Here is a 22,426-nt window from a genome sequence, read left to right as displayed (position 1 = left end):
CGTTGCTTATGGGGCACCCGGCACGCCCCGACACAAGGCGCGTGTCAGGGCCACCCCGCCAAATCTGTGGAATAAGTCTCCTCGTTGAGGGTAGTGTAGGTGCGAGGTTGAAATGATCGTGCTGCGCCGATATCTGGGTGTCCCCGCACTGATAAGCGTGCTGCTGGTCGTCAGTATCAGCGAAACGGCCGGTGCGTGCGCTGTCGAGGGCGCGGACACCGCGTGGAACTTCTCGGATGTATGGGTGTGCGGGAACTTCTACGAATTGTTGCGCGCGGGTGCCTCGCGGAACAAGGCGCTTGGGGAATACGTCGGTTTTGTTGGACGAAAGCTCGTCGCGATTCTTCCAGCGGGGTGCCGGGCCCGATCGGCGAGATTCATGGTGGTTGATGATGAGGAGCCGACGGCGCGGCTCGCTCTCGGCCGAATCGTTCAGGTGACCGTCGGGATGCTGCGGCGGATGGATAGCGAGGCAGACTTGGCGGCGGTCCTCAGTCACGAGATCGGCCACGCCTGTGCCCTCCAGGGCCTGTCGCTGTTACCGCTGGACAGCGCGAACCTTGATTCGGCCCGCACCTCTCAGTTCACCCGGCGACTACAGCGTGATCAACTGAATGCCGACTCCCTTGGCCTCCGTTACCTGGTGGCAGCCGGATACGAGCCGGCCGCTGCCCTCAGGATGCTGGAGAGAGTGCAGGAAACATGCGCGGACATTTCCTATGGTCCGCCGGACCCGCAGGATGAGGATGATCTTCTCAGCCGATGCCAGGCCGTTGCACGCCTCATTGCGGAGATCCCACCCGAGCATCGTCCCGCGGTCAGAAGTGAGTGGGCATTCCGCTCCGTGATGAACCTCTTACTCCCGCCGGTAAGCCCGACTGATCAGTCATTGTCTTCGACTCTGCGGCGTTGACGCGCCCTTTGCTTCACGGCCCAGCTGGGCGGCCCTGACGAGGCCCTCTCTCGTCAGAAGGCATTCAAACGCCCCCGACACGCGGCGAACCAACTTTGTGGATCTGACGACTCATGTGACATTCTGAGTTGTTTCAGTGTGTCAGGGCTACCCGCCCGCGCCCCCACTTCGGGGGTGACGGTCACACGGGGGGTATAGGGTGAATACCGCAAGATCGTTCTTCCCCTGTTGCCCCCCCAATGACACCTGCCAACGACGCGCTGCGCGAGAGACCCGGAGTGGAACCCGGATTCATCGCGCTCCCCAATCGGACCGCCGAAGGGCTGTCGGCGTGGCCGTATTCGCTCGCAAGTTTGAAACTGTACCTCTACCTGTGCCGGCAGTCGTGGGGTTGGCGCAACAAGGCGACCAGGTCCTGCTATTGCCGGAAGTGCATCGCGCAAGCCACCAACATGCATGTCGCGACAGTTTCGATTGCGCTCACAGTATTGGAGAATGCCGGGCTGGTTGAGTTTCGCAGCGATGGACGGATCGAACTGGATCTGAAGCGACCGGAATCGTATCGGGCGACGGCGCCGCGATGCCCGGCGCATTCGACTCTCAATTACCAGCAACCGGGCACCGTTGCGAAACGGCAACGCCGACGTTGCCAAACGGCGACGAGAGGGTTGCGATACGGCAACACCAAGCACGCGCATGCGGATGTCTCCTCGTCGGTTACGAGCGCCGAAAAAAAGCTCCTAAAGAAAGAGACAGAAATAAGAACTTCCCCGGCTTCGCCGGGGGCTCTTCAAATCAATCAATGCAAAAGCCAGAGAAGCGTTGAACAACCGGGGCGTTGCAGCCCCCCGGGCCGGAACGCGCATTGGGGAGGGCGAGGCTCCCGCCGAGCCGCCGCAGTTGCGAGCACACCCAGGCAGAACTGCCGGGAATCGATATCCGACTCCGATCTGTTCGGCGCTCGCGCCAGGCAAGATCCCCGTTTCCGCGAAGTCGCGGTCGCATGGATCCGGAAGTGTCCCCATGAGCCGGGGAGAGCCGGCAGCGTGGATTCGTGGACGGGACATCTGATCCGGATTGCCGAACGGCTCAATGTCAGCCCGCACGTTTTGATTCGCTGTGTCCCCGATGGCGTTGCCAGCCCGCGCGGGTATGTGAGGGGACTTGAGAACGGCGCCTATCCGCTTCCGGCGTGGACAGAAGACCCCGCGCATAGGCAGACGTTCTATGATTGGCTGGATCGCAGTTCTTGTAGTCCGTAGGGCGCGAGCGCCCTCTGCACGCACCGTACTTTGCATCGGCGGGAAAAACGGTGCGTACAAAGAGCGTACGCATTTACGAACTACTTGCGCGGAAAGACCCCGTCTTGCATCTTGTTTCCGAAATGGACCGTGGTCGGATTGCGATGACGATCTCGCTTACGGCGCTTCTGGCCTGCACCGGCGGGCCGGTCACTGCGCGCTGCAAGTGTTTTCATCCCTTTCATGAAGTTAGCAACGCAATCGCTGGACGCGGCGAGACATAAAGCGAGTTGCTCAATTTCGGATGAGGAGAGCGCGCCGGGGCGCACCGCCACGCTGCTCTCCTGAGAGAGGATGCGTGCCATTCTTCGTCTACTCTGTGGATCGCGACGAGTCACGGGCCGCGTTCACGTGCCTTCGAGAGATTCGGCTCGCCGGGAAATCTTCCGCCTTGGCTTCCTTTGTGCGCAAGAAGAGCCCGACAAGTGCGCCGTATACTTGGCACGCTGATGAGACTGCGCTCATATCAGAGATCGAGAAGGCGACCGCAGACAAGGCGATCATCATCGATTTGAAGCCGCGTGACCTCAAAGCAGTCTCTCTCTTTCGGCTTCACGATGTGTGGGGGTACTCCCAGTCCGAATGGACGGTACTAATGCTACGTCTTGAAGACTTGTACATCGATCATCCCGTTGCCGACCCCGCGCGATTCAAGGAGCGCTTCGCCTCGCCGGAGGCGAAGACCAGCGATGTGTTTGAATTCCTGTATCTGTTGGGCGGCGTCACAGGAGGAACGTGGAACTGGGGGCTGGCCGGGCGTGTGAATGGTGCGTTGCTCTGGCCTAAAATGGCAGCCCACTTCAATGCCATTCTCTCGACGTTTGTCGGGAGTGCTGCCACTAAGATGTAGGACGGGGCTATCTTGAAGGAGGCGCTGTGTCCAATTCTAGGACGCAGGGGATGAGTTGCACGACTCCCGACGATCAGCGCCCACGACAAGTCCGCCTCCGGCGGGCGTTGCTGCGGTGCACCGGGCTCTTCCATATGACCCTGTCCCGGCTTGAGGTTACTTCGCTTCGTTCCCTCTTCGCGGAGCCAAGAACCACGATGCCACGAATCCGGAAAAAGTCCCGAATAATCCCACGCCAGCTATCATCAGTATGCCCGCAATCACGCGCCCCTCAGTCGTGATGGGATAACGATCTCCGTATCCTACGGTCGTAACTGTTGCCACTGCCCACCATAGCGCATCTTCTGCTGTACGGATGTTTGCGTTCTCGACACCCCTCTCAAGTCCCAAAACAGCAATGCTCGAGAAGACGAGCAGGAGAAGCGTCAGGATCGCTGCCGCAAGCACCGCACTCTCGGCTCGTTTTTCGAGAATGAATGAGGATAGCACCTTCGTTGCTCGGACTCCGCGCAATACCCGAAGAATGCGAAGCACCCTTGCAGCACGCCCGAGTCGCGCGAGATTAACGGCGGGGATGCTAGAAAGTAGATCGATCCAGCCCCAAGTTCTTAGATAGCGCCAACGATTTGGCGCTGAGATCAAACTGACGAGAAAGTCGATGAGGAAGAGCACGCAAATCAGAGTGTCAGCAACAGAGAGAATTGTCTCGGTGTCTTCTCCTGCAGGAACAAATGTGTCAATCGCTAAGAGGATCAGCGCCATAACGCATAGCACGAGCATAAATAGCTGATACGGCCCGGCAGAACCTTCCGAACGCATGTTTACCCCTTAGATGCAATGGCAGAAGTAAGTATCATCGGTCTTGCACGCTCATGGAATGCTCCCTAGCCGGGTTGCGAAGAGGGACGACTTTCCGATGCCGTCTCATTTGCTGGCGAAGGTGCGTGAGCCGTAGACGTATCGGCCTTCTCTGAGGCGGTCCGTCTCCGTTGCCGACGGATGCGAGGCGGTCCCATCAATTCACGTGTCTCCGTCGAGAGCATCCCCTGGATGGCGTTTGCCAAGTCTTCGAGGTCCACGAGGATCCCGTTTTGTTTGCGAATGATTCTTCGGAGATACATGAGGACGTCCTCTCTGAAGATGGATTTTCCCAGCTGGGCCGGGCTTAAGGCAGACTGGTGCTCCCAATGCTTTTCGTGCAGATTCTTACGGATCGAATCTCTGCTCAGGAGTGAAAAGCACTCGCAGGCCTCGTCTAGCTCGCATTGCCCAATGTCCACCGAAAACACCCGCTCATACTCGATTCCCTCCTCGAAACTTAAGTGATACAGGGTCCAAACTATGCCGTTGGTGAGCAATACCCATTCGTAGTTGTTTCGCGATGCATAGCCCTCGGCCTGTTCGATGTGCCGATCTCGGAGTGTGACTCCAGCAGACTTTACCTCGATGAGAATCTTTATGGCACCATCCAGTTTTATCGCCAAGTCAACATATTTGCCCTTCATTTCAGTCTCGCGTCCGATCTCTTCTAGAGCGTCATAACCGAGGACTTCTTCGAACACTTTTGCAATTCGAGCCGAAGTATCCGCCTCATTGAGATTATCAGACTGAGCTTGAAGCAGTCGAGGAATCCACGACTTGAGGTTTGAACGCAAGCGCGTATTCTTGGCCATAAGGTCTCCTTGATTGACTCCGAGTTACATTACTGACCGGGCGGGTAATATAGGGCACGGGCCACGACTCGCCAAACGGGTGTCACTGCCCCCATTCCCCCTTGACGCCCCCCCATGGGAAACCGACATTGGGGTTCCACGGTTTAGACCAGTCATGACCCAATCTCCGACAAGTTGAAGCGAGGAACCCCGATGAGTACCGCCACGATGAACAAGCCGACCACTTCAAGCGCCACTGCACATGTGAGCCGCCCTTCCTTGTGGGACATGGACTTACCGGCAGGGAAGAAGGCGCGTATGTACCGGATGCTCTACCAGTTCGGGCCCGCCAACGGGACCTTCCTGTTTCTGCCTTTGGACCAGGGGCTGGAGCATGGGCCGGTCGATTTCTTCAACAACCCCGACTCGCTGGACACCGACTACATCTTCCGTCTTGGGATCGAGGGCCGCTACTCGGGCGTGGCGATCCACATCGGGCTGGCAGAGCGGTACTACCCGAAGTTCGCCGGCAAGATTCCGTTGCTTTTGAAGGTCAACGGCAAGTCGACCATTCCGCCGGATGACGAGGCCTTTTCGCCGCTGACCGGCTCGGTGAAGGACGCGGTGCGTCTGGGCGCCGACGCGGTCGGTTACACGCTCTATGTCGGCTCGCCGGCGCAGGATCGCGACATCGCGCAGCTCAACAGCGTGCGCGCCGACTGCGAACGCTTTGGCATGCCGCTGGTGGTCTGGTCGTATCCGCGCGGCACCTTCGCCGAGAAGAAGGGCGGGCGCGATTCGCTCTATTGCGTCGACTATGCCGCGCGCATGGCCGAGGAATTGGGCGCCGATGTTGTCAAAATCAATCTGCCCAAGGGGACATCCGCCGACTCGCCGAAGCCGTATAACACCCTGCAGATGGACGAGCTGGAGATGGCGCGTAAGGTGGTCAAGTCGGCCGGCAGGTGCATGGTGCTGTTCTCCGGCGGCTCGAAGGTCTCGGATGCGGACTTGCTGCACAAGGTGGACATCTGCATGAAGGCCGGGGCGACCGGGTTGATCTTCGGACGCAACATGTGGCAGCGCCAGTGGGATGACGCGCTGGCCATCGGCCGGAAGGTGCATGAGGTGCTCGGGCAGTACGGGATGCCGGAGCGGGGGTAACAAAGATTGCTTCGCCCCGCGCGGGACAGCCTGGCCCATGGGGCTGCGGAATGGTGCGGGGCTCGCAATGACGGGTCGGGTGGAGTTGAGCGGAAGCCAGCAGCGTCATTGCGAGGAGTCCGCCGGAGGCGGACGACGAAGCAACCTTTTTTGGCGCGGTGGTGGGGGTAACAAAGATTGCTTCGCCCCGCGCGGGACAGCCTGGCCCATGGGGCTGCGGAATGGCGCGGGGCTCGCAATGACGGATGAAGGCCGAAGCGAAGGGCGTAGGCAACACGCCCATTTGCGCGCCGGTGGCCGGGGAGAGGGGCGTAGGCAATACGTCCCTACGTCAGGATGGGCAGGATTCGCGGCCCGGAAGGGCCGTTTTTGGGGTTGCCAAGGGCGGAGGACGGACTGAAATTCATCCCATTCGGGGCGGCGCGGGCCGTCGGCCGACTTCCGCAACCACACTGGAATCGCATTGACCAATTCTGTTGATCAGCCCAATGGCCGTGTGCCGGAACTGCTGGCGACGATCAATTCGCCGGCGGACCTCAAGTCGCTGTCGGCCGAGCAGCTGAAGCAGCTCTGCGACGAGATCCGGCATTACATCATCGAGGTGATCGGCCAGGTCGGCGGGCATTTCGCCTCGTCTTTGGGCGCGGTCGAACTGACCGTGGCGCTCCACTACGCCTACAACACCCCGCGCGACAAGATCGTCTGGGATGTCGGCCATCAGGCGTATGTGCACAAGATTCTCACCGGACGGCGCGACCTGTTGCCGACCATCCGGCGCTACGAGGGCATCTCCGGGTTCCTCAAGCGCGACGAATCGGAGTACGATGTCTTCGGCGCGGGGCATGCCTCGACCGCCATCTCAGCGGCGCTGGGCATCGCCAAGGCGCGCGACCTGAAAAACGAGAGCTTTGAAGTGGTCGCGGTGGTTGGCGATGGCGGAATCACCGGCGGGCTGGCGTATGAGGGGCTCAACAACGCCGGCGTGAGCGGGACCGATCTCACGGTCATCCTCAACGACAACCGCATGTCGATCTCTCCCAATGTCGGGGCGATCTCGCGCTACCTCGCCGAGATCATCACCGATCCATTCCTCAACAAACTGCGCGGCGAAATCTGGCAGGCGCTGGGCAAGGCGCCCTTCCATGACCGTCTGCAACTGATGGCGCGGCGCATCGATGATTCGCTCAAGTCGCTGATTGTGCCGGGGATGTTCTTCGAGAACCTCGGCTTCAAGTATGTCGGGCCGATCGACGGGCACAACGTCGCCGATGTGGTGGCGGTGCTCAAGCGCGCCCGCGAGATCAAAAAACCGGTCTTGATCCACCTGATCACCCGCAAGGGGCAGGGGCACGCGTTCGCCGAGAAGGATCCGGTCGGCTGGCACGGGGTGAAGGCGCCGGAGAAGGCGCTGATGACGGCGCCGGCCTCGAGCGTCGAGCCGATCAAGCCGAAGGAACGGCCGGTGCCGACCTACACCGATGTCTTCGGGCAGGTGATGATCCAACTGGCCCAGCGCGATCCGCGCGTGGTCGCCATCACCGCGGCGATGACCACCGGCACCGGGCTGGTGAAGTTCTCCGAGACATTCCCCAACCGCTTCTTCGATGTCGGCATTGCCGAGGGGCATGCGGTCACCTTCGCCGCCGGCATGGCAACCGAGGGGTTCCGTCCGGTCTGCGCCATCTACTCGACCTTCCTGCAGCGCGCCTTCGATCATCTGGTGCATGACGCGGCGCTGCAACGTCTGCCGGTGATCTTCTGCCTCGACCGCGCCGGTCTGGCCGGCGAGGATGGCCCGACCCACCACGGCAATCTCGATCTGGCCTATCTCGCCTCGGTGCCGGGCATGGTGGTGGCCGCGCCCAAGGACGGCAACGAGCTGCGCGACTTGCTTTTCACCGCGCTGGCCTACAGCGAGGGGCCATTTGCGATTCGCTATCCGAAGAGCTCCTCCTGGCGGTTTGAGGCGTCGGAGTCGTACTCGCCCATCCCGATCGGCACCTGGGAAAGTCTGCGCGACAGCGGCGATCTGTGCGTCTTGGCGGTGGGCGCGATGGTCAAACCGGCGCTGGAAGTCGCCGAGCGGCTCGAGGCGCAGGGTGTGCAGGTGGAAGTGATCAACGCCCGCTATGTCAAGCCGCTGGACGAGGCGATGCTGGAGCGGATCGCAACGACGTATCGCCAGGTGGTGACGATGGAGGAGGCGAACCGTCGCGGCGGCTTCGGCCAGGCGATCGCCGAGTGGATGCACAGGCGCCGCGCTCCGGTCCAGGTCGAGTGCATCGCCATCGAGGACTGCATCGTGCCGCATGGCGCGCGCAGTCTGCTGCTGGAATTGACCGGGCTGTCGGTGGCGCGGCTGGAGAAGCGCGTTCTCGGAATGATCGGAATGAATCCAGCGCGCGAATTCCGGAGCGCGGAAGAAAGGTCCCGGACTTGAAAAAGAATGCTTCGTCGTCCGCCTGCGACGGACCCCTCGCCATGACGGGAAAGACCGGATCGTCATTGCGAGCCCGCGCCTTCCGCGGGCGAAGCAATCCTTGTTGCGCTTTGCGTTACATGAGGGAGTTACTGTGCCGCTGAAGATCATTGTCGATGACAAGGCCGGCCCCTGTGGGGGCGTCAAGCGGGTGATCCGTCTGACCGAGCAGAACTTGAAGGCGGGCTACCGGACCGCCTCGCTGGGGCATGTCATCCATAACGACATCGAAATCGCGCGTCTGAAGGAACTGGGCTTAAGCGAAGTCGACCACACCGTGCTGGCCTGCGACGATGACCCGCCGGACACGGCCGGCAAGCGGCTGGTGATCCGCGCCCATGGCGAGCCGCCCGAGACCTTTGAGAAGGCGAAGCAACAGGGGCTGGAGATCGTCGATGGCACCTGCCCGGTCGTGACGCGCTCGCAGAAGTACGCGCAGAAGTATTACGAGCAGGGCTACCAGGTGGTGATCGTCGGCAAGCCCAAGCACGCCGAAGTGATCGGCATCCTCGGGCACTGCAACAACGAGGCGATCGTTGTGCACGACGAAAGCGACGTGATGCAACTGGACCCCGACCGTCCCACCTACGTGATCGCGCAGACGACGATTTCCGATGAGATGTGGTACGGCATGGTCGAGGCGATCCAGCGCCGCTGCCACGATGTCACCACGCGCAACACGATCTGCGCCTTCGTCGCCGACCGCGAAAACGAGCTGCGGGTCTTCGCCCGTTCGGTCGATGCGATCATCTTTGTCGGCGGACGCAATTCCTCCAACACGATGGTGATGCACGAGGTCTGCAAGAGCGTCAATCCGCGCTCCTACTGGGTTGAGACCGCCGCTGAGGTGCAGGCCGAGTGGATCGAAGGCGTCGAGTCGGTCGGGATTTCTGGCTCGGCCTCCACGCCGCAGTGGCTGCTGGAGGCGGTGGGCAACGCGCTGGCGCGCCGTTTCGCCGACCGTCACGCCGCGCTGGCTTAACCCGACAAAAGAGTCACTGACAGCGGCGATCGTCACTTGACGATCGCCGTTTTCGTTGTACCTTGCGGGCCCTTCGATCGGCCGAAAGCGGCGGTCGCGGGGATGGCACGGATGATCATCGGAGTCCCCAGAGAAACGCTTCCCGGTGAGCAACGCGTGGCGATGGTCCCGGCGGTCCTGCCGCTTCTGACCAAGCTGGGCGCAACGGTCATCGTCGAAGCCGGGGCGGGAGCCAAAGCCGGGTATCCCGATGATGATTTCCGCGCCAAAGGGGCCGAACTGGTCGACCGCGCGGCGGTTTTTGCGCGCGCCGACATCGTGGTGCAGCTGCACGGCTACGGCGCCGATCGCGACAGCAATCGTCCCGACCTTGACGCGCTGCGTCCGGGGCAGACCCTGATCGGCTTCCATGAGGCGCTGGTCCGTCCGGAGGCGATACAGGAGCTGGCGCGTCGCGGGGTGACGGTTTTTTCCATGGAATTGATCCCGCGCATCACCCGCGCGCAGAGCATGGATGCGCTCTCGTCGCTGGCGACGGTCGCCGGCTACAAGGCGGCGCTCCTGGCCGCGGATCAATTGCCGCGCATGTTTCCGCTGTTGATGACCGCCGCCGGCACGGTGGCGCCGGCGCGGGTGCTGGTCATCGGCGCCGGGGTCGCCGGACTGCAGGCGATCGCCACCGCCAAGCGGCTGGGCGCGGTGGTCAGTTCGTATGACATCCGTCCCGCGGTCAAAGAGCAGGTCGAAAGTCTCGGCGCCAAATTCATCGAATTGGAGATCGCCGCTGAGGACGCCGAGGACAAGGGTGGCTATGCCAAGGCGATGGGGGAGGAGTTTTACCGGCGTCAGCGGGAATTGCTCTCGCATGCGATCGAGGCCAGCGACGTTGTCATTACCACCGCCGCGGTCCCCGGCAAACGCGCGCCGGTGCTCATTACCGCCGACATGGCGGCGCGCATGCCCAGCGGCTCGGTCATCGTCGATCTGGCCAGCGAATCGGGCGGCAATTGCGAACTGACCAAGCCGGGCCAGACGGTGCGCGTCGGCAGTGTCACCGTGATCGGGGCGGTCAACCTGCCCTCGTCGGTGCCGTATCACGCCAGCCAGTTGTATGCCCGTAACGTGACCAATCTGCTGGCGCTTCTGCTCAAGAAGGGCGAACTGGTCATCAATCACGAGGATGAGATCATCCACGAGACGCTGGTCATCGAAAACGGCGCCATCGTGCATGCGCGTGTGAAGGATGCGCTCGCCGCGCGCGCTTGAGAATCGCCATGGAAATCTTTGTCATCGCATTGACCATTCTGGTGCTGGCCAACTTCCTCGGTTTCGAGGTGATCAGCAAGGTCCCGCCGACGTTGCACACGCCGCTCATGTCGGGATCGAACGCGATCTCCGGGATCACCATCATCGGCGCGATCCTCTCGGCCGGCTCGCAGCACACCACCCTGACCGCGGTGCTGGGCACCGCCGCGGTGGTCTTTGCCATGATCAATGTGGTCGGCGGGTTTCTCGTCACCCACCGCATGCTGAGGATGTTCAAACGGAAGTAGCCGATGCGCGAAGCGATCATCAATCTGGCCTACATCCTCGCCGCGACCCTGTTCATCCTCGGGTTGAAGGGGCTTTCGCATCCGCGCACCGCGGTGCGCGCCAATCTGCAGGGCGCGCTGGGGATGCTGATTGCCATTGTCGCCACGTTGGTCGACCGACACATCGTTGGCTTCAAATTGATCCTGCTGGGGGGCGTGGTCGGCTCCGGCCTCGGCGCGGCGTTCGCCCTGCGTGCGAAGATGACCGGCATGCCGCAGATGGTGGCGTTGCTCAATGGCTTCGGCGGTTTGGCCTCGGTCCTCGTCGCCGGCGCGGCCATCCACGAGGCGCTGCATCTGCCCGGCGACCCCTCGCTGCAGATGACCATCGCCACCGGCCTGTCGGGTTTGATCGGCGTCGTCACCTGGTGGGGCAGCTTGGTGGCATGGGCCAAACTCGAAGGGGTGATGAGCGAAAAGTCGGTCGCCTTCCCCGGCCAGCAGGTGTTCAACGGCCTCCTGCTTCTCGCGGCGCTGGCACTGACCGCCATGCTGGCGCATTCGCCCTATGACATTGAGTACTACTGGCTGATCTGCGGCATCGCCACGATCCTCGGTTTTACCCTCATTCTCCCCGTCGGCGGCGCCGACATGCCGGTGGTGATTGCCCTGCTCAACTCGTATTCGGGTATGGCGGGCGCGGCCACCGGCTTTGTGCTCAACAACTATGCGCTGATCATCGCCGGGTCGCTGGTCGGTTCCTCCGGCATTATCCTCACCAACATCATGTGCAAGGCGATGAATCGTTCGCTGGCCAACGTGATGACCGGCAAGGGGACCGCCGCCGGCGCGGCGGCCAGGGCCGAGGATGTCTACGCCGGACGGATCAAGTCGGTGCAGGCCGAAGAAGTCGCCATGATCTTCGACGGCGCGCAGTACGTCGTGATTGTGCCCGGCTACGGCATGGCGGTGGCGCAGGCGCAGCATGCGGTCGCGCAACTGGCCGCCTTCCTCGAGGCGCGGGGCTGCACCGTCGAGTATGCCATCCATCCGGTCGCCGGACGCATGCCGGGGCACATGAATGTTCTCCTGGCCGAGGCGAATGTGCCCTACGACAAGATGAAGGAGATGGATGAGATCAACCCGTCGTTTGCGCAGGTCGATGTCGCGCTGGTCATCGGCGCCAACGACGTGGTCAACCCGGTCGCCCGCACCGACCCCAAATCCCCGATCGCCGGCATGCCCATCCTCGATGTCGACAAGGCCAAGACCGTGATCGTCATGAAGCGCTCGCTGTCGCCCGGCTTTGCCGGCATTCCCAATCCGCTCTTCGCCGCCGACAACACCCTCATGTACTTCGCCGACGGCAAGCAGGGTGTGCTGGAAATCCTCAACGCGCTCAAGCAGTCGTAGCTCATCTATCCCGCGCGCGTCCTCGCTTGGTCGCCACGGCAACCGTGCTGCACGGAATCGCCCACCCCGCCTGCTCCTTTTCTGCCTCAAGCCACGATAGACGATTGCGAAAGGCGGGGAAAGAGATCCCAGAACCATCCGCTTGAGGCAATGTCTCAAGCGGATGGTCCGGGAATGAGGGATCGTATGCGTGCGGGCTGCTACGCGGTCGCCGTCTCGATTGTCTCCACCGGCAGGTCCAGCCCTTTGCGCCGGATCAGCCAGTTGTGCAATCCCTTGGCCGCGATTTTCGCCTGGCCCATGGCGAGGATGACCGTGGCGCCGCCGGTGATCACATCCCCCGCGGCGAACACACCCTCGCGCGAGGTCATGCCGGTGGCCTTGTCGACCACCACCACGCCCTTCCTGTCGGTCTTGATGTCGGGGGTGGCCTGGGTGATGAGCGGATTGACGCCGAAGCCGAGCGCGAGAACCACGGTGTCGACGTCGAAGATTTCCTCGGAGCCCTCGACCGGAACAGGGCGGCGGCGTCCGGAGGCGTCGGGCTCGCCCAATTCCATGCGCTGGATCTCGATGCCCTTGACGAAATACTCCTCATCGCCGATGTAGCGCGTCGGCGCGGTCAGCCAGCGGAAGTCGACGCCCTCCTGGATCGCGTGCTCGATCTCCTCGCGGCGCGCCGGGGCTTCGGCGCGGGTGCGGCGATAGAAGCAATACACCTTCTCGGGTCCGAGGCGCAGCGCGGTCCGGCAGGCATCCATTGCCGTGTTGCCGCCGCCGATGACCGCGACCCGTTTCCCACAACGCACCGGTGTGGCCGCCTCGGGGAAGCGGTCGGCGCGCATCAGATTGATGCGTGTCAGCCATTCGTTGGCCGAATAGATGCCGTTGAGGTTTTCGCCCGGCAGTCCGGTAAACCAGGGCAGGCCGGCGCCGGTGCCGAGGAAGACCGCGTCGAAGCCTTCCTCCTCGACCAATTCATCGACCGTGAACAACTTGCCGATGATCGCATTGCAGATGATCTCCACGCCCATCTTGCGCAGGCAGTCGATCTCCGCTTCGATGACCTCGCCCGGCAGGCGGAAGCGCGGGATGCCATAGAAGAGCACGCCGCCCGGGCGATGCAGCGCCTCGAAGATGGTGACCTTGTGGCCGCGCTTGGCCAGTTCGAAGGCGGCGGTCAGTCCCGCCGGCCCCGATCCGACCACCGCAACCCTGCACCCGGTCGGCGGCGCCACGTCGGGGATTGAGACTTCGCCGGAGGCGCGTTCCCAGTCGGCGACAAACCGCTCGAGGTTGCCGATGGCGATCGGCCGCTCTTTCTTCTCGAGCACGCAGGTTGATTCGCATTGATCGGACTGCGGGCAGACCCGCCCGCAGATGGCCGGCAGCACATTGGTCTCTTTGATCTTGCGCGCCGCCGCGCCGAAGTCCCCCTCGACGATCAGGTGGATGAACGACTTGATGTCAATCTGCACCGGACAGCCCTCGATGCAGGTCGGCTTGAGGCATTCCAGGCAACGGGTGGCCTCGCGCATCGCCGTCTCGGCGTCGAATCCAAACGGCACCTCGAGAAAGTTGCGGCGGCGCTTTTCCGGTTCCTGCTCCGGCATGAACTGCCGGGGAATCTTCATCCGTTCCTTGGGCGTGAGTTTCCGGGTGTCGGTCATGGCATTGCCTTCTCGATATGGCAGAGGTGATCAAGCGCCAGCGCTTCCAGCGGACGGTACATCCGCTGGCGCAGCGCCAATTCGTCGTAATCGACCTGATGCCCGTCGAAATCCGGGCCATCAAAGCAGGCAAACTTTGTTTGTCCCCCGACCGTGACCCGGCAGCCGCCGCACATCCCGGTGCCGTCGACCATCACGGCGTTGAGGGAGACCATGGTCTTGATTTGGTGCGGGCGGGTCAGCGCGCTGACCGCGCGCATCATCGGCACCGGCCCGATGGCCAGGACCGCGCCCACCGGCTCCCGGTCGATCACGCGCTTCAGCGCGTCGGTCACCAGTCCCTTGATGCCATGGGAGCCGTCGTCGGTGGTGATCAGCACATCGTCGCAGACCGAGCGCATCTCGTCCTCGAGCAGCACCAGATCCTTCGAGCGGGCGCCGACGATGCCGATGACCCGTCGCCCTTCGGCCTTGGCCTCCCGCGCGGTGGGCATTACCGCGCCGGCGCCGTAGCCGCCGCCGATGACCACCAGAGTGCCCGTGCCCAGACCATGAGCGCGTTGCCCCAATGGCCCCACCAGATCGGTGAAGGCGTCCCCTTCCTTCAAAGCGACCATCTGCCGCGTGGTGGCGCCGACCGCCTGAATGATCAGACGCAACGTGCCTTCCTCTCGGTCCCATCCCGACAGCGACAGGGGGATGCGCTCGCCTTCCTCGCCCAGCCGCACGATGATGAATTGTCCCGGTTGCGCCTTGCGGGCGACCCATGGCGCTTTGACGTGCATCATCGCCATGGTCGGGGTGAGCATGGATTTCTTTACGATCGGATACATGGCCTCATCTCCGTTCGCCGGGTTTGGGCGGCGAACTTACCCGAATATACCAGTGGCTTTAACTCGCCATTTGGCAATAGCATGCGTCTGCCAAACCTTTTGACAAAGGCGACTGAAATCCGTCTATTTGCCAGCCCCGGAGCCGGAGAGCGAACTTTTTGCCGTCGTCGCTGTTCTAACCGGCGCCCGAGGAGGATCGCAAGTGTTCCGTACAATCCTGCCGCTTCTATGGCTGGCGCTGACCCTGGAGATTCCGATGACATCACCGACACAGGCGGCTGACACGCTGGTTGTGGGCGCCCAGGCCCCCGATTTCACCCTGCCGTATGCGACCAAAGATTCCATCGCCGCCGAACCGCTGACTCTCTCCCATGAGCTGGGCCACGGGCCGATCGTGCTGGCCTTCTATCCGGCCGACTGGAGCGGCGGTTGCACCGTCGAGGTCTGCACCTTCCGCGATCATTTCGCCGAGCTCAGCAAACTGGGCGTGCGAGTGTGGGGAATTTCCGGCGACTACAAGTGGTCGCACTACGAATGGGCGCGCCATCACAACCTGCCCTTTGAGCTGCTGTCCGATCATGATCACGCCGTGGCGCGGCTCTACAACAGCTACGATCCGGCGCACCTGCTTAATCGCCGGACGGTCTATGTGGTGGGGTCCGATGGACGGATCGCCTACATGAACGACAACTACCGCGCGCGCGAACCGCAGGATTTTGAAGCGCTGAAGACGGCGCTGGCCGGGATCCGGTAGGCCGCTCCGGCGAATCCGGGCGGGCCGTCGCGCCCTTGCCATCCCGATTCGGTTTGGATTATATTCCCCCTGCGCCTGATCTCGCATCAGGGTTCCACATGGGGCAGTAGCTCAGCTGGGAGAGCGGTACGTTCGCAACGTACAGGTCGGCGGTTCGATCCCGCTCTGCTCCATTTGAATTGACGAGGGCTCCGCACACGCGGAGCCCTCGTGTTTTGGCGCCCAACAAACGGGCCGGGTGCGACCACCCGGCCCGTTTTCCCGGATGCGCAGACCGCGTCTACTTCGGTGTGGCGGCGCCGTCGGCCGGTTGTCTACTTCAGGAGATCATCTCCATGGCCGATGGTCCGGTGAAAGAAGACCTGACCGGAGGGGTCAAGGACCGCCGCGGAGGTAGCGGCGGTGGCCTTGTCCCCGCATCCGGTCAGCGCGCAGCCGGGCCCGCAGGCAACCTCAGCCGCAGAGGCGCAGCCGCCCGACGCGCTCTCCTCGCAGATCACCACACACTCCGGAGGACAGACATCCCGGCACTCTTCCACCGTCATGCCGGCGCATGCGGACGCGCACGCCGTTGATGTGCAGAGGTTCGTTTCATCCGCCCAGGCAGCGGCAAACGACATTCCCAACGCCACGATGGCCAGCGCCATCATGGTCAGACGCAATGTGGTCTGCATGACAGACTCCTTCTTCGGTTGTGAGAGTTGACACCGATCCCACCGCGGGACCGGATCTCAGACCAGGAGCCGTCTCTCAAATCAGAAGCAGGCAATGCTTGATGCAGATGGCGGATCCGGATTCAGCAAGAAGATGAGAGGGTGGAGCGTGGCTGTGGGCGAGTTGAAGCGTCTGATCCAGTTGGCGCAACGCCAGCGTGGCGATACTGACGGGCGCCGGATCGGGGCTGCCCGATCGCGAATCGGCCTCGATGACCCGCATGGCGAGGGCGCGTCCCGGCAGACACACCGGACAATCCCCCCAATCCATGGGGCAGGGGCTCTCGCCGTCGCAGGGAAGCGGCAGGCAATCGGTCGTCGTGACGCAGGCGGCATCGGCGGCGCAGTCGGCGGGGCCGGTCGGGGTGCAGCCTGAGCAATCGTCGTCGGCCTCCACGTTCAGGCAGCAACCGGACGCCTCCGGCCCCGACCAGCAGACCATCTCGACCGGTGCGGGGGCCCCTTCGATCTCGCAGGGACCGATGCAAAGGACATACGGTCCCGGCGCCGCCTGGAAGCCGGTGAGCAGAAGCGAAACGACGAGGATGAGGGCGCCGCGAACCCAACTCATTGTCCGCTTGTACGCCTCCGCGGGGCCCCGGGTTCAAACAAAGTGATGCCAGGCGGGCAATGTCACTTCCGTCAATCGGTTATGCACGGCGGCGCGCCGCGCGGCGGCGGGTATCGTCCTTGTCTGCCCCCTCAGCGAGTGGTATAATCGGCTGGGTTCGTGCTAGGCGGGGAGATAGCGGTGCCCTGTACCCGGAACCCGCTCTACCGGGGCTGAAGACCGTCCGAGGCCTCCAGCCCGACATGATGCAGGCCGGTTAAGTGATGTTGATGACCGGGTCTTGCGCAACGGTCGGTCGCCCAACCCCGCCAGGACCGGAAGGTAGCAACGGTAAGCGGATCGTATCGTGTGACGTAAGGTGGCCCAGTCGGAGTTGGCTGGCGGGCCGGTCGTGACGGGCAAGGTCGACGACGGGTGCACGAACCCAAATTCTTATATAGGTCCTATGGGACCTATGGGACCTATTTCAAATGGCTGACTCCTACCAGGCCCTCGCCCGCAAGTGGCGCCCGCAGACCTTCGACGATGTCGTCGCGCAACCGCAGGTCACCACGACCCTGAAGAACGCGCTGGCCTCCGGACGCATCCACCACGCCTACCTCTTCTGCGGACCGCGAGGCACCGGCAAGACCACGACCGCGCGCATCCTTGCCAAGGCGCTCAACTGCGAGAAGGGGCCGACCCCGACGCCGTGCAACGAGTGCCACGCCTGCCGGTCGATCACCACTGGCTCCAACCTCGATGTGCTGGAAATCGACGCCGCCTCCAACACCGGCGTCGACCAGATCCGCGACCTGCGCGACTCGACGCTTTATGTGCCGGCGCAATCGCGGTTCAAAATCTACATCATCGATGAGGTCCACCGGCTGACCTCAAATGCCAAGGACGCGCTGCTGAAGACGCTGGAGGAGCCGCCGCCGGCGGTAAAGTTCATCTTCGCCACCACCGAGGCGCACGAAGTGCCGCAGACGGTGCGTTCGCGCTCGCTGCGTCTGGATTTCCACTTGCTCTCGCAGGATGCCCTGCGCCGCCACCTGCAGACCATCGCGTCCAACGAGAAGCTCGATATCGAGCCGGGGGCGCTGGAAGTGATCGCCGCCGAGGCGGCCGGGTCGGTGCGTGATTCGCTCTCGCTTCTCGACCAGATCGCCGCCTACGCCGGGGGACGAGTCACCGTCGATCTGGCCAACGAGGCGCTGGGGCTGGTCGACACCCAGATACTCTTTGCCTTCACCGATGCGGTCGCGCGCGCCGATGTCGGGGCCGCGATCGATGCGGTGGGGGCGGTGGCACGCGCCGGGCGCGACTACCTGCAGTTCGCGCGGCAGTTGACCGAACACCTCAAGCGCCTGCTGTTCGCCAAAACCCTTGGCGCGAAATTCAGCGACGAGGGGCTGGGCGCCGAGGACCTGGAGCGCTACCGCACGACCGCTTCTACTTGGGAAGAAAACGACCTTCTCCGTTTGCTGCTGATGGCCCTCGAAGTGGGCCAGCGGGTGCGGCGTGGCGCGCCCCAGCCGCGCATGGAGCTGGAGATCTACGCCATGCGCGCCGCGCGAATGGAATCCTCGATCGACCTGCGCGCACTGCTGAAACGACTGGAAGCACAGGGCGCCGCGATGCCACCGGCGCCGCGTCCCGCCGCTCCACCGGCGCCGCCCCAGGCCAGGGCGCCGCTGCCGACCAAGCCGATGGTACGCGCTCCCGAGCCGGAACCGCCGTTGGCGCCGGAGCCGCCGCGCGCCGCCGTCGGTGAGTTGGCCTGGGAGCCGATCCTCGAAGCGATCTGCGAGCACCGTCCCAGTCTGCGTTCAGTTCTGGGGCATGCGCAGATCGTGCGCACCTCGCCCGGTGTGTTCGAGCTGCACGTGGCCAAAAGCAACGAGTTCCAACAGCGGCAATTGGCGGAAAAGTCGGTGCGCGACCTGATTCACACCGAGACCATCCGGGCCATCGGCCAGGGAGCGCGTCTGAGCATCCATGTCAAATCGCTCGATGCCATGCCGGCCTCCGCCCCCATCGGCGCATCCTCGCCCGCGCCGGCCCGTCCGGCCAAGGCCGCCGACGAGCAGCGATTGGCCGACCATGGACTGCAAGAAATCTTGCGGCGTTTTGACGGGGAAATCGTAGAATAGCGCTCACGGCCCGAACGCCGTAGGGGAGAACCCATGACGAATATGGAACAGCTGCTCAAGCAGGTGCGCAAGATGCAGGCGGAGATGGAGAAGATCCAGCAGTCGCTCGAGAATGAGACCGTTGAGGGCACCGCCGGCGGCGGCATGGTCAAGGTGACCGTCAATGGCAAGCGCGAAGTCCTCTCCGTCAAACTCGATCCCGAAGTGGTCAAGTCGGACGATATCGAAATGCTGGAAGAACTGATCTGCGTCGCCGTCAACCAGGCCAACCAGAAGGCCGCCGAACTGCAGGCGCAGAGCATGTCGAAGCTGACCGGCGGCATGCCGCTGCCGGGAATGGGATTTTAGACGGTGCGGTCCGGAACGACCCCAACAAAGATTGCTTCGTCGTCCGCCTTCGGCGGACTCCTCGCAATGACGAATTCCGGAGACGGGAATGCTGCAATTCGTCATTGCGAGGAGATGCCCGCCGCAGGCGGGCATCGACGAAGCAATCTTTGTTTCCCCCCGACCGCAGACTGACGCGCCATGGCCAACACTTCCGCCACCCTCGATCACCTGATCGATCAATTCGCCAAACTGCCGGGCGTGGGGAAAAAGTCCGCCTACCGGCTGGCCTATCATGTCATGCAGGCGCCGATGGACCAGGCGCGCGCCCTGGCGCAGGCGATCATCGCGGTCAAGGAGCGGATCGTCTTTTGCTCGGTCTGCTACAACATCACCGACGATGACCCCTGCCCGATCTGCCGCTCGACCGAACGCAACAAGGCCATGGTCTGTGTGGTCGAGGAACCGCACGATGTCCTGGCCTTCGAACGCTCCGGCGCCTACCAGGGCGTGTATCATGTGTTGGGCGGCGTGTTTTCGCCGCTGGACGGCATCGGCCCCGAGGAGCTGAAGATCAGCGAGCTGGTGGCGCGGATCAAAGGCGACGGCATCCGCGAGGTGATCCTCGCCACCAACCCGACCGCCGAAGGGGAGATGACCGCCAACTACCTGGCCAAGGTGCTCAAACCGCTGGGGGTGACGATCTCGCGCATCGCCCGCGGGCTGCCGATGGGCGGCGATGTCGAGTACGCCGACACCAACACGATCATGCGCGCGCTCGAAGGACGGACGGAATTTTAGCCGTTTGATGGCGCGCGGCGCCCGTGGAGTCCGTCCCCTCCCCGCGAGAAGGCGGGGCTCCCGCCGAGCCGCCGGCCACACAGAGGATCAGGTTGACCATGTCATTCCTTGAATCGGCTCTCACCAAGATCTTCGGCTCCAAGCACGACCGCGATGTGCGGCGCATCATGCCGATTGTCGAGACGATCAACCTCCGCTTCGAGGAGTTTGAGTCGCTCTCCGACGAGCAGCTCCAGGCGAAGACCGCCGAGTTCAAGCAGCGGCTTGAAAACGGCGAAACGCTTGATGACCTCCTCCCCGAGGCCTTCGCCGTGGTCAAACAGGCCTGCAAGCGGCTGGTGGGGAAGACCTGGGAGGTGGTCGGGATTCCGACCACCTGGAACATGGTCCCCTACGATGTCCAGTTGATCGGCGGCGTGGTCCTCCATGAAGGCAAGATCGCCGAGATGGCCACCGGCGAAGGCAAGACGCTGGTCGCCACCCTGCCGCTGTACCTCAACGCCCTCGAAGGCAAGGGCGTGCATCTGGTCACCGTCAACGACTACCTCGCCCGCCGCGACGCCGAATGGATGGGCGAAATCTACAAGTTCCTCGGGCTGACCGTCGGCGTGATCCAGCACGACCAGGATCCGCCCACCCGCCGCGCCCAGTACGAGTGCGACATCACCTACGGCACCAACAACGAATTCGGCTTCGACTACCTGCGCGACAACATGAAGTACGATCTCGCGCACTGCGTCCAGCGCGGCCACCACTTCGCCATCGTGGACGAGGTGGACTCCATCCTGATTGACGAGGCGCGCACCCCGCTGATTATTTCCGGCCCCGCGGAGGAATCCACCGACAAGTATTACCGCGCGGACAAGATTATTCCCAAGCTGATTCGCGACATTGACTACACGATTGACGAAAAACACAAGACCGCTACGCTGACCGAAGAAGGCGTCAGCAAGTGCGAGCGCTTGCTGGGCCTCGGCAATCTGTACGACCCCGCGCACATGGACACCATTCACGGCGTCTATCAGGCCCTGCGCGCGCACACCCTGTTCAAAAAAGATGTGGACTACGTGGTGAAAGACGGTGAAGTCATCATCATTGACGAATTCACCGGACGGCAAATGCCCGGCCGCCGCTGGTCCGACGGCCTGCATCAGGCCATCGAGGCCAAAGAAGGCGTGCGCATCGAGCGCGAAAATCAGACCCTGGCCACCATCACCTTTCAAAACTATTTCCGCATGTACAAGAAACTCTCCGGCATGACCGGCACGGCGGAGACCGAGGCCGCGGAGTTCTCGAAGATTTACAACCTCGATGTGGTGGTGATTCCCACCAACAAGCCGCTCATCCGCATCGAGTACCCCGACGTGGTGTACCGCACCGAAGCCGAGAAATTCACCGCCGTGGTCAACGGCGTGCTGCAGGAAGACGGCAGCTTCGCCGATGGCGTGAAGCAATTTTATGAACGCGGCCAGCCGGTGCTCATCGGTTCGATTTCCATTGAAAAATCGGAAGTCATCGCCGGCTTGCTCAAGCGCGCAGGCATTCCCCACCACGTGCTCAACGCCAAGCAGCACGAGCGCGAAGCGTGGATTATCGCGCAGGCCGGGCGCAAAGGCGCGGTCACCGTCTCCACCAACATGGCCGGCCGCGGCACAGACATCCTGCTCGGCGGCAACCCGGAGTTCATGGCCCGCGAGTACTGCCTGAAACAAAAACTGGCCATGCCCTACGTGGCTCCGGTGCAGACCGCGCCAGGGACTGTCGGCGCGGCCGACAGCCGCGGCAACGTCCAGATGGTGCTCTTCCAGCAGGAAGGAAAAATCTTTCAGGTCCCGCTGGAAACGTGGCAGCCGATTTACGAGCAGTACAAGCAGCAGTGTCAGGCCGAGCACGACGAAGTGGTCAGGCTGGGCGGCCTGCACATTCTCGGCACCGAGCGCCACGAGGCCCGCCGCATTGACAATCAGCTGCGCGGACGCGCCGGCCGGCAGGGCGACCCGGGCTCCTCGCGATTTTTTCTTTCCCTCGAAGACGATTTGCTGCGCATCTTCGGCGGCGAACGCGTGAAGGCGCTGATGTACCGCCTGGGCATGACCGAAGGCGTGCCCATCGAGTCCAAGCTCATCTCCCGCCGCATTGAAAACGCGCAGAAGGCCGTTGAGGCGCAAAACTTCGAAGCCCGCAAGCACCTGCTCGAATACGACGACGTGATGAACAAGCAGCGCACCGCCATCTACGGGCTGCGCCGCCAGCTGCTGGAGAAGCAAGACCACCGGGAATACGTGCTCAACCTGGCCGAGAGCATCGCGGAAGAGTTTGTGGACAAGTACTGCCCG

General features: G+C 62.9%; 20 protein-coding genes, 1 tRNA gene and 1 other RNA gene. 15 read left to right on the top strand and 7 right to left on the bottom strand.

Annotation, left to right across the window (positions count from 1 at the left end; genetic code table 11):
- Positions 1-112: 112 nt before the first annotated feature.
- Positions 113-913, top strand: a complete 801-nt coding sequence (locus tag VNN55_07245; GenBank protein ID HWO57343.1) for a M48 family metallopeptidase — start codon at positions 113-115, stop codon at positions 911-913.
- A 1,342-nt stretch (positions 914-2,255) separates the two neighbouring features.
- On the opposite strand, the gene VNN55_07240 is transcribed toward VNN55_07245, so the two are convergent.
- Positions 2,256-2,519 (bottom strand): hypothetical protein, encoded by a 264-nt coding sequence (locus tag VNN55_07240; protein ID HWO57342.1) that lies wholly within the window; start codon positions 2,517-2,519, stop codon positions 2,256-2,258.
- On the opposite strand from VNN55_07240, the gene VNN55_07235 reads away from it, so the two are divergent.
- Positions 2,513-3,064 (top strand): hypothetical protein, encoded by a 552-nt coding sequence (locus VNN55_07235; GenBank protein HWO57341.1) that lies wholly within the window; start codon positions 2,513-2,515, stop codon positions 3,062-3,064. The two genes, VNN55_07240 and VNN55_07235, sit on opposite strands and share 7 nt — an antisense overlap.
- Before the next feature lie 156 nt (positions 3,065-3,220).
- Here the strand turns inward: VNN55_07235 and VNN55_07230 are convergent, their stop codons facing one another.
- Positions 3,221-3,883, bottom strand: a complete 663-nt coding sequence (locus tag VNN55_07230) for an ion transporter (protein HWO57340.1) — start codon at positions 3,881-3,883, stop codon at positions 3,221-3,223.
- A 65-nt stretch (positions 3,884-3,948) separates the two neighbouring features.
- A complete protein-coding gene (locus VNN55_07225; protein HWO57339.1) occupies positions 3,949-4,737 on the bottom strand; it encodes a type I restriction enzyme HsdR N-terminal domain-containing protein in 789 nt (262 codons plus the stop codon).
- A 297-nt stretch (positions 4,738-5,034) separates the two neighbouring features.
- On the opposite strand from VNN55_07225, the gene VNN55_07220 reads away from it, so the two are divergent.
- The 6 genes from VNN55_07220 to VNN55_07195 all read left to right on the top strand — a co-directional run bounded on the left by VNN55_07220 (position 5,035) and on the right by VNN55_07195 (position 12,286).
- Complete coding sequence (locus VNN55_07220) at positions 5,035-5,880, top strand: fructose-bisphosphate aldolase (GenBank protein HWO57338.1); 846 nt, start codon at positions 5,035-5,037, stop codon at positions 5,878-5,880.
- A 463-nt stretch (positions 5,881-6,343) separates the two neighbouring features.
- Positions 6,344-8,320: a 1-deoxy-D-xylulose-5-phosphate synthase gene (gene dxs, locus VNN55_07215; protein ID HWO57337.1), complete on the top strand. Its 1,977-nt coding sequence runs from the start codon at positions 6,344-6,346 to the stop codon at positions 8,318-8,320.
- A gap of 133 nt (positions 8,321-8,453) precedes the next feature.
- On the top strand, positions 8,454-9,341 hold the full coding sequence (locus VNN55_07210) for a 4-hydroxy-3-methylbut-2-enyl diphosphate reductase (GenBank protein ID HWO57336.1): 888 nt from the start codon (positions 8,454-8,456) through the stop codon (positions 9,339-9,341).
- 111 nt (positions 9,342-9,452) lie between these two features.
- Positions 9,453-10,607, top strand: a complete 1,155-nt coding sequence (locus VNN55_07205) for a Re/Si-specific NAD(P)(+) transhydrogenase subunit alpha (GenBank protein HWO57335.1) — start codon at positions 9,453-9,455, stop codon at positions 10,605-10,607.
- A gap of 8 nt (positions 10,608-10,615) precedes the next feature.
- Positions 10,616-10,894, top strand: a complete 279-nt coding sequence (locus tag VNN55_07200) for an NAD(P) transhydrogenase subunit alpha (GenBank protein ID HWO57334.1) — start codon at positions 10,616-10,618, stop codon at positions 10,892-10,894.
- A gap of 3 nt (positions 10,895-10,897) precedes the next feature.
- A complete protein-coding gene (locus VNN55_07195) occupies positions 10,898-12,286 on the top strand; it encodes an NAD(P)(+) transhydrogenase (Re/Si-specific) subunit beta (GenBank protein HWO57333.1) in 1,389 nt (462 codons plus the stop codon).
- A 200-nt stretch (positions 12,287-12,486) separates the two neighbouring features.
- Here the strand turns inward: VNN55_07195 and gltA are convergent, their stop codons facing one another.
- Together gltA and VNN55_07185 are read right to left on the bottom strand one after the other, a co-directional pair.
- Positions 12,487-13,956, bottom strand: coding sequence for an NADPH-dependent glutamate synthase (gltA, locus tag VNN55_07190; protein HWO57332.1), 1,470 nt, complete (start codon positions 13,954-13,956; stop codon positions 12,487-12,489).
- Positions 13,953-14,789 (bottom strand): sulfide/dihydroorotate dehydrogenase-like FAD/NAD-binding protein, encoded by an 837-nt coding sequence (locus VNN55_07185; GenBank protein HWO57331.1) that lies wholly within the window; start codon positions 14,787-14,789, stop codon positions 13,953-13,955. Before VNN55_07185 ends, gltA begins: the two co-directional genes overlap by 4 nt.
- 202 nt (positions 14,790-14,991) lie before the next feature.
- Here VNN55_07185 and VNN55_07180 point away from each other — a divergent pair, with 202 nt between their 5' ends.
- Positions 14,992-15,543 (top strand): peroxiredoxin, encoded by a 552-nt coding sequence (locus VNN55_07180; protein ID HWO57330.1) that lies wholly within the window; start codon positions 14,992-14,994, stop codon positions 15,541-15,543.
- A 100-nt stretch (positions 15,544-15,643) separates the two neighbouring features.
- Positions 15,644-15,716: transfer RNA gene (locus VNN55_07175), tRNA-Ala, on the top strand.
- Between the two features lie 141 nt (positions 15,717-15,857).
- Here VNN55_07175 and VNN55_07170 read toward each other — a convergent pair.
- Together VNN55_07170 and VNN55_07165 are read right to left on the bottom strand one after the other, a co-directional pair.
- Positions 15,858-16,217, bottom strand: coding sequence for a hypothetical protein (locus tag VNN55_07170; protein HWO57329.1), 360 nt, complete (start codon positions 16,215-16,217; stop codon positions 15,858-15,860).
- Between the two features lie 76 nt (positions 16,218-16,293).
- A complete protein-coding gene (locus tag VNN55_07165; protein HWO57328.1) occupies positions 16,294-16,827 on the bottom strand; it encodes a hypothetical protein in 534 nt (177 codons plus the stop codon).
- Between the two features lie 157 nt (positions 16,828-16,984).
- Between VNN55_07165 and ffs the strand changes: the two genes are divergently transcribed.
- From ffs to secA, 5 genes are all read left to right on the top strand, one after another.
- Positions 16,985-17,249: signal recognition particle sRNA large type (gene ffs, locus VNN55_07160), an RNA gene on the top strand.
- Between the two features lie 48 nt (positions 17,250-17,297).
- Complete coding sequence (gene dnaX / locus VNN55_07155; protein HWO57327.1) at positions 17,298-18,962, top strand: DNA polymerase III subunit gamma/tau; 1,665 nt, start codon at positions 17,298-17,300, stop codon at positions 18,960-18,962.
- Between the two features lie 33 nt (positions 18,963-18,995).
- Positions 18,996-19,310, top strand: coding sequence for a YbaB/EbfC family nucleoid-associated protein (locus tag VNN55_07150; protein HWO57326.1), 315 nt, complete (start codon positions 18,996-18,998; stop codon positions 19,308-19,310).
- A gap of 180 nt (positions 19,311-19,490) precedes the next feature.
- Entirely contained in the window at positions 19,491-20,090 is a 600-nt protein-coding gene (gene recR, locus VNN55_07145) for a recombination mediator RecR (protein ID HWO57325.1), read from the top strand.
- A 98-nt stretch (positions 20,091-20,188) separates the two neighbouring features.
- The coding region (gene secA / locus VNN55_07140; GenBank protein ID HWO57324.1) for a preprotein translocase subunit SecA at positions 20,189-22,426 on the top strand (2,238 nt) is incomplete at its 3' end.

The organism is bacterium, assembly GCA_035559435.1.
Lineage (GTDB): Bacteria > Zixibacteria > MSB-5A5 > WJJR01 > WJJR01 > JACQFV01.
The sequence above is the reverse complement of the archived record's forward strand: the minus strand, read 5'-3'. Positions and strand labels throughout refer to the sequence as shown.

Bases quoted from the DNA above. Each gene is read 5' to 3' on its own strand.
- VNN55_07245 (HWO57343.1), top strand. From the start codon at position 113: ATGATCGTGCTGCGCCGATATCTGGGTGTCCCCGCACTGATAAGCGTG.
- VNN55_07240 (HWO57342.1), bottom strand. From the start codon at position 2,519: ATGGCACGCATCCTCTCTCAGGAGAGCAGCGTGGCGGTGCGCCCCGGC.
- VNN55_07230 (HWO57340.1), bottom strand. From the start codon at position 3,883: ATGCGTTCGGAAGGTTCTGCCGGGCCGTATCAGCTATTTATGCTCGTG.
- VNN55_07225 (HWO57339.1), bottom strand. From the start codon at position 4,737: ATGGCCAAGAATACGCGCTTGCGTTCAAACCTCAAGTCGTGGATTCCT.
- VNN55_07220 (HWO57338.1), top strand. From the start codon at position 5,035: ATGTACCGGATGCTCTACCAGTTCGGGCCCGCCAACGGGACCTTCCTG.
- VNN55_07205 (HWO57335.1), top strand. From the start codon at position 9,453: ATGATCATCGGAGTCCCCAGAGAAACGCTTCCCGGTGAGCAACGCGTG.
- VNN55_07200 (HWO57334.1), top strand. From the start codon at position 10,616: ATGGAAATCTTTGTCATCGCATTGACCATTCTGGTGCTGGCCAACTTC.
- VNN55_07195 (HWO57333.1), top strand. From the start codon at position 10,898: ATGCGCGAAGCGATCATCAATCTGGCCTACATCCTCGCCGCGACCCTG.
- gltA (HWO57332.1), bottom strand. From the start codon at position 13,956: ATGACCGACACCCGGAAACTCACGCCCAAGGAACGGATGAAGATTCCC.
- VNN55_07185 (HWO57331.1), bottom strand. From the start codon at position 14,789: ATGTATCCGATCGTAAAGAAATCCATGCTCACCCCGACCATGGCGATG.
- VNN55_07170 (HWO57329.1), bottom strand. From the start codon at position 16,217: ATGCAGACCACATTGCGTCTGACCATGATGGCGCTGGCCATCGTGGCG.
- VNN55_07165 (HWO57328.1), bottom strand. From the start codon at position 16,827: ATGAGTTGGGTTCGCGGCGCCCTCATCCTCGTCGTTTCGCTTCTGCTC.
- dnaX (HWO57327.1), top strand. From the start codon at position 17,298: ATGGCTGACTCCTACCAGGCCCTCGCCCGCAAGTGGCGCCCGCAGACC.
- VNN55_07150 (HWO57326.1), top strand. From the start codon at position 18,996: ATGACGAATATGGAACAGCTGCTCAAGCAGGTGCGCAAGATGCAGGCG.
- recR (HWO57325.1), top strand. From the start codon at position 19,491: ATGGCCAACACTTCCGCCACCCTCGATCACCTGATCGATCAATTCGCC.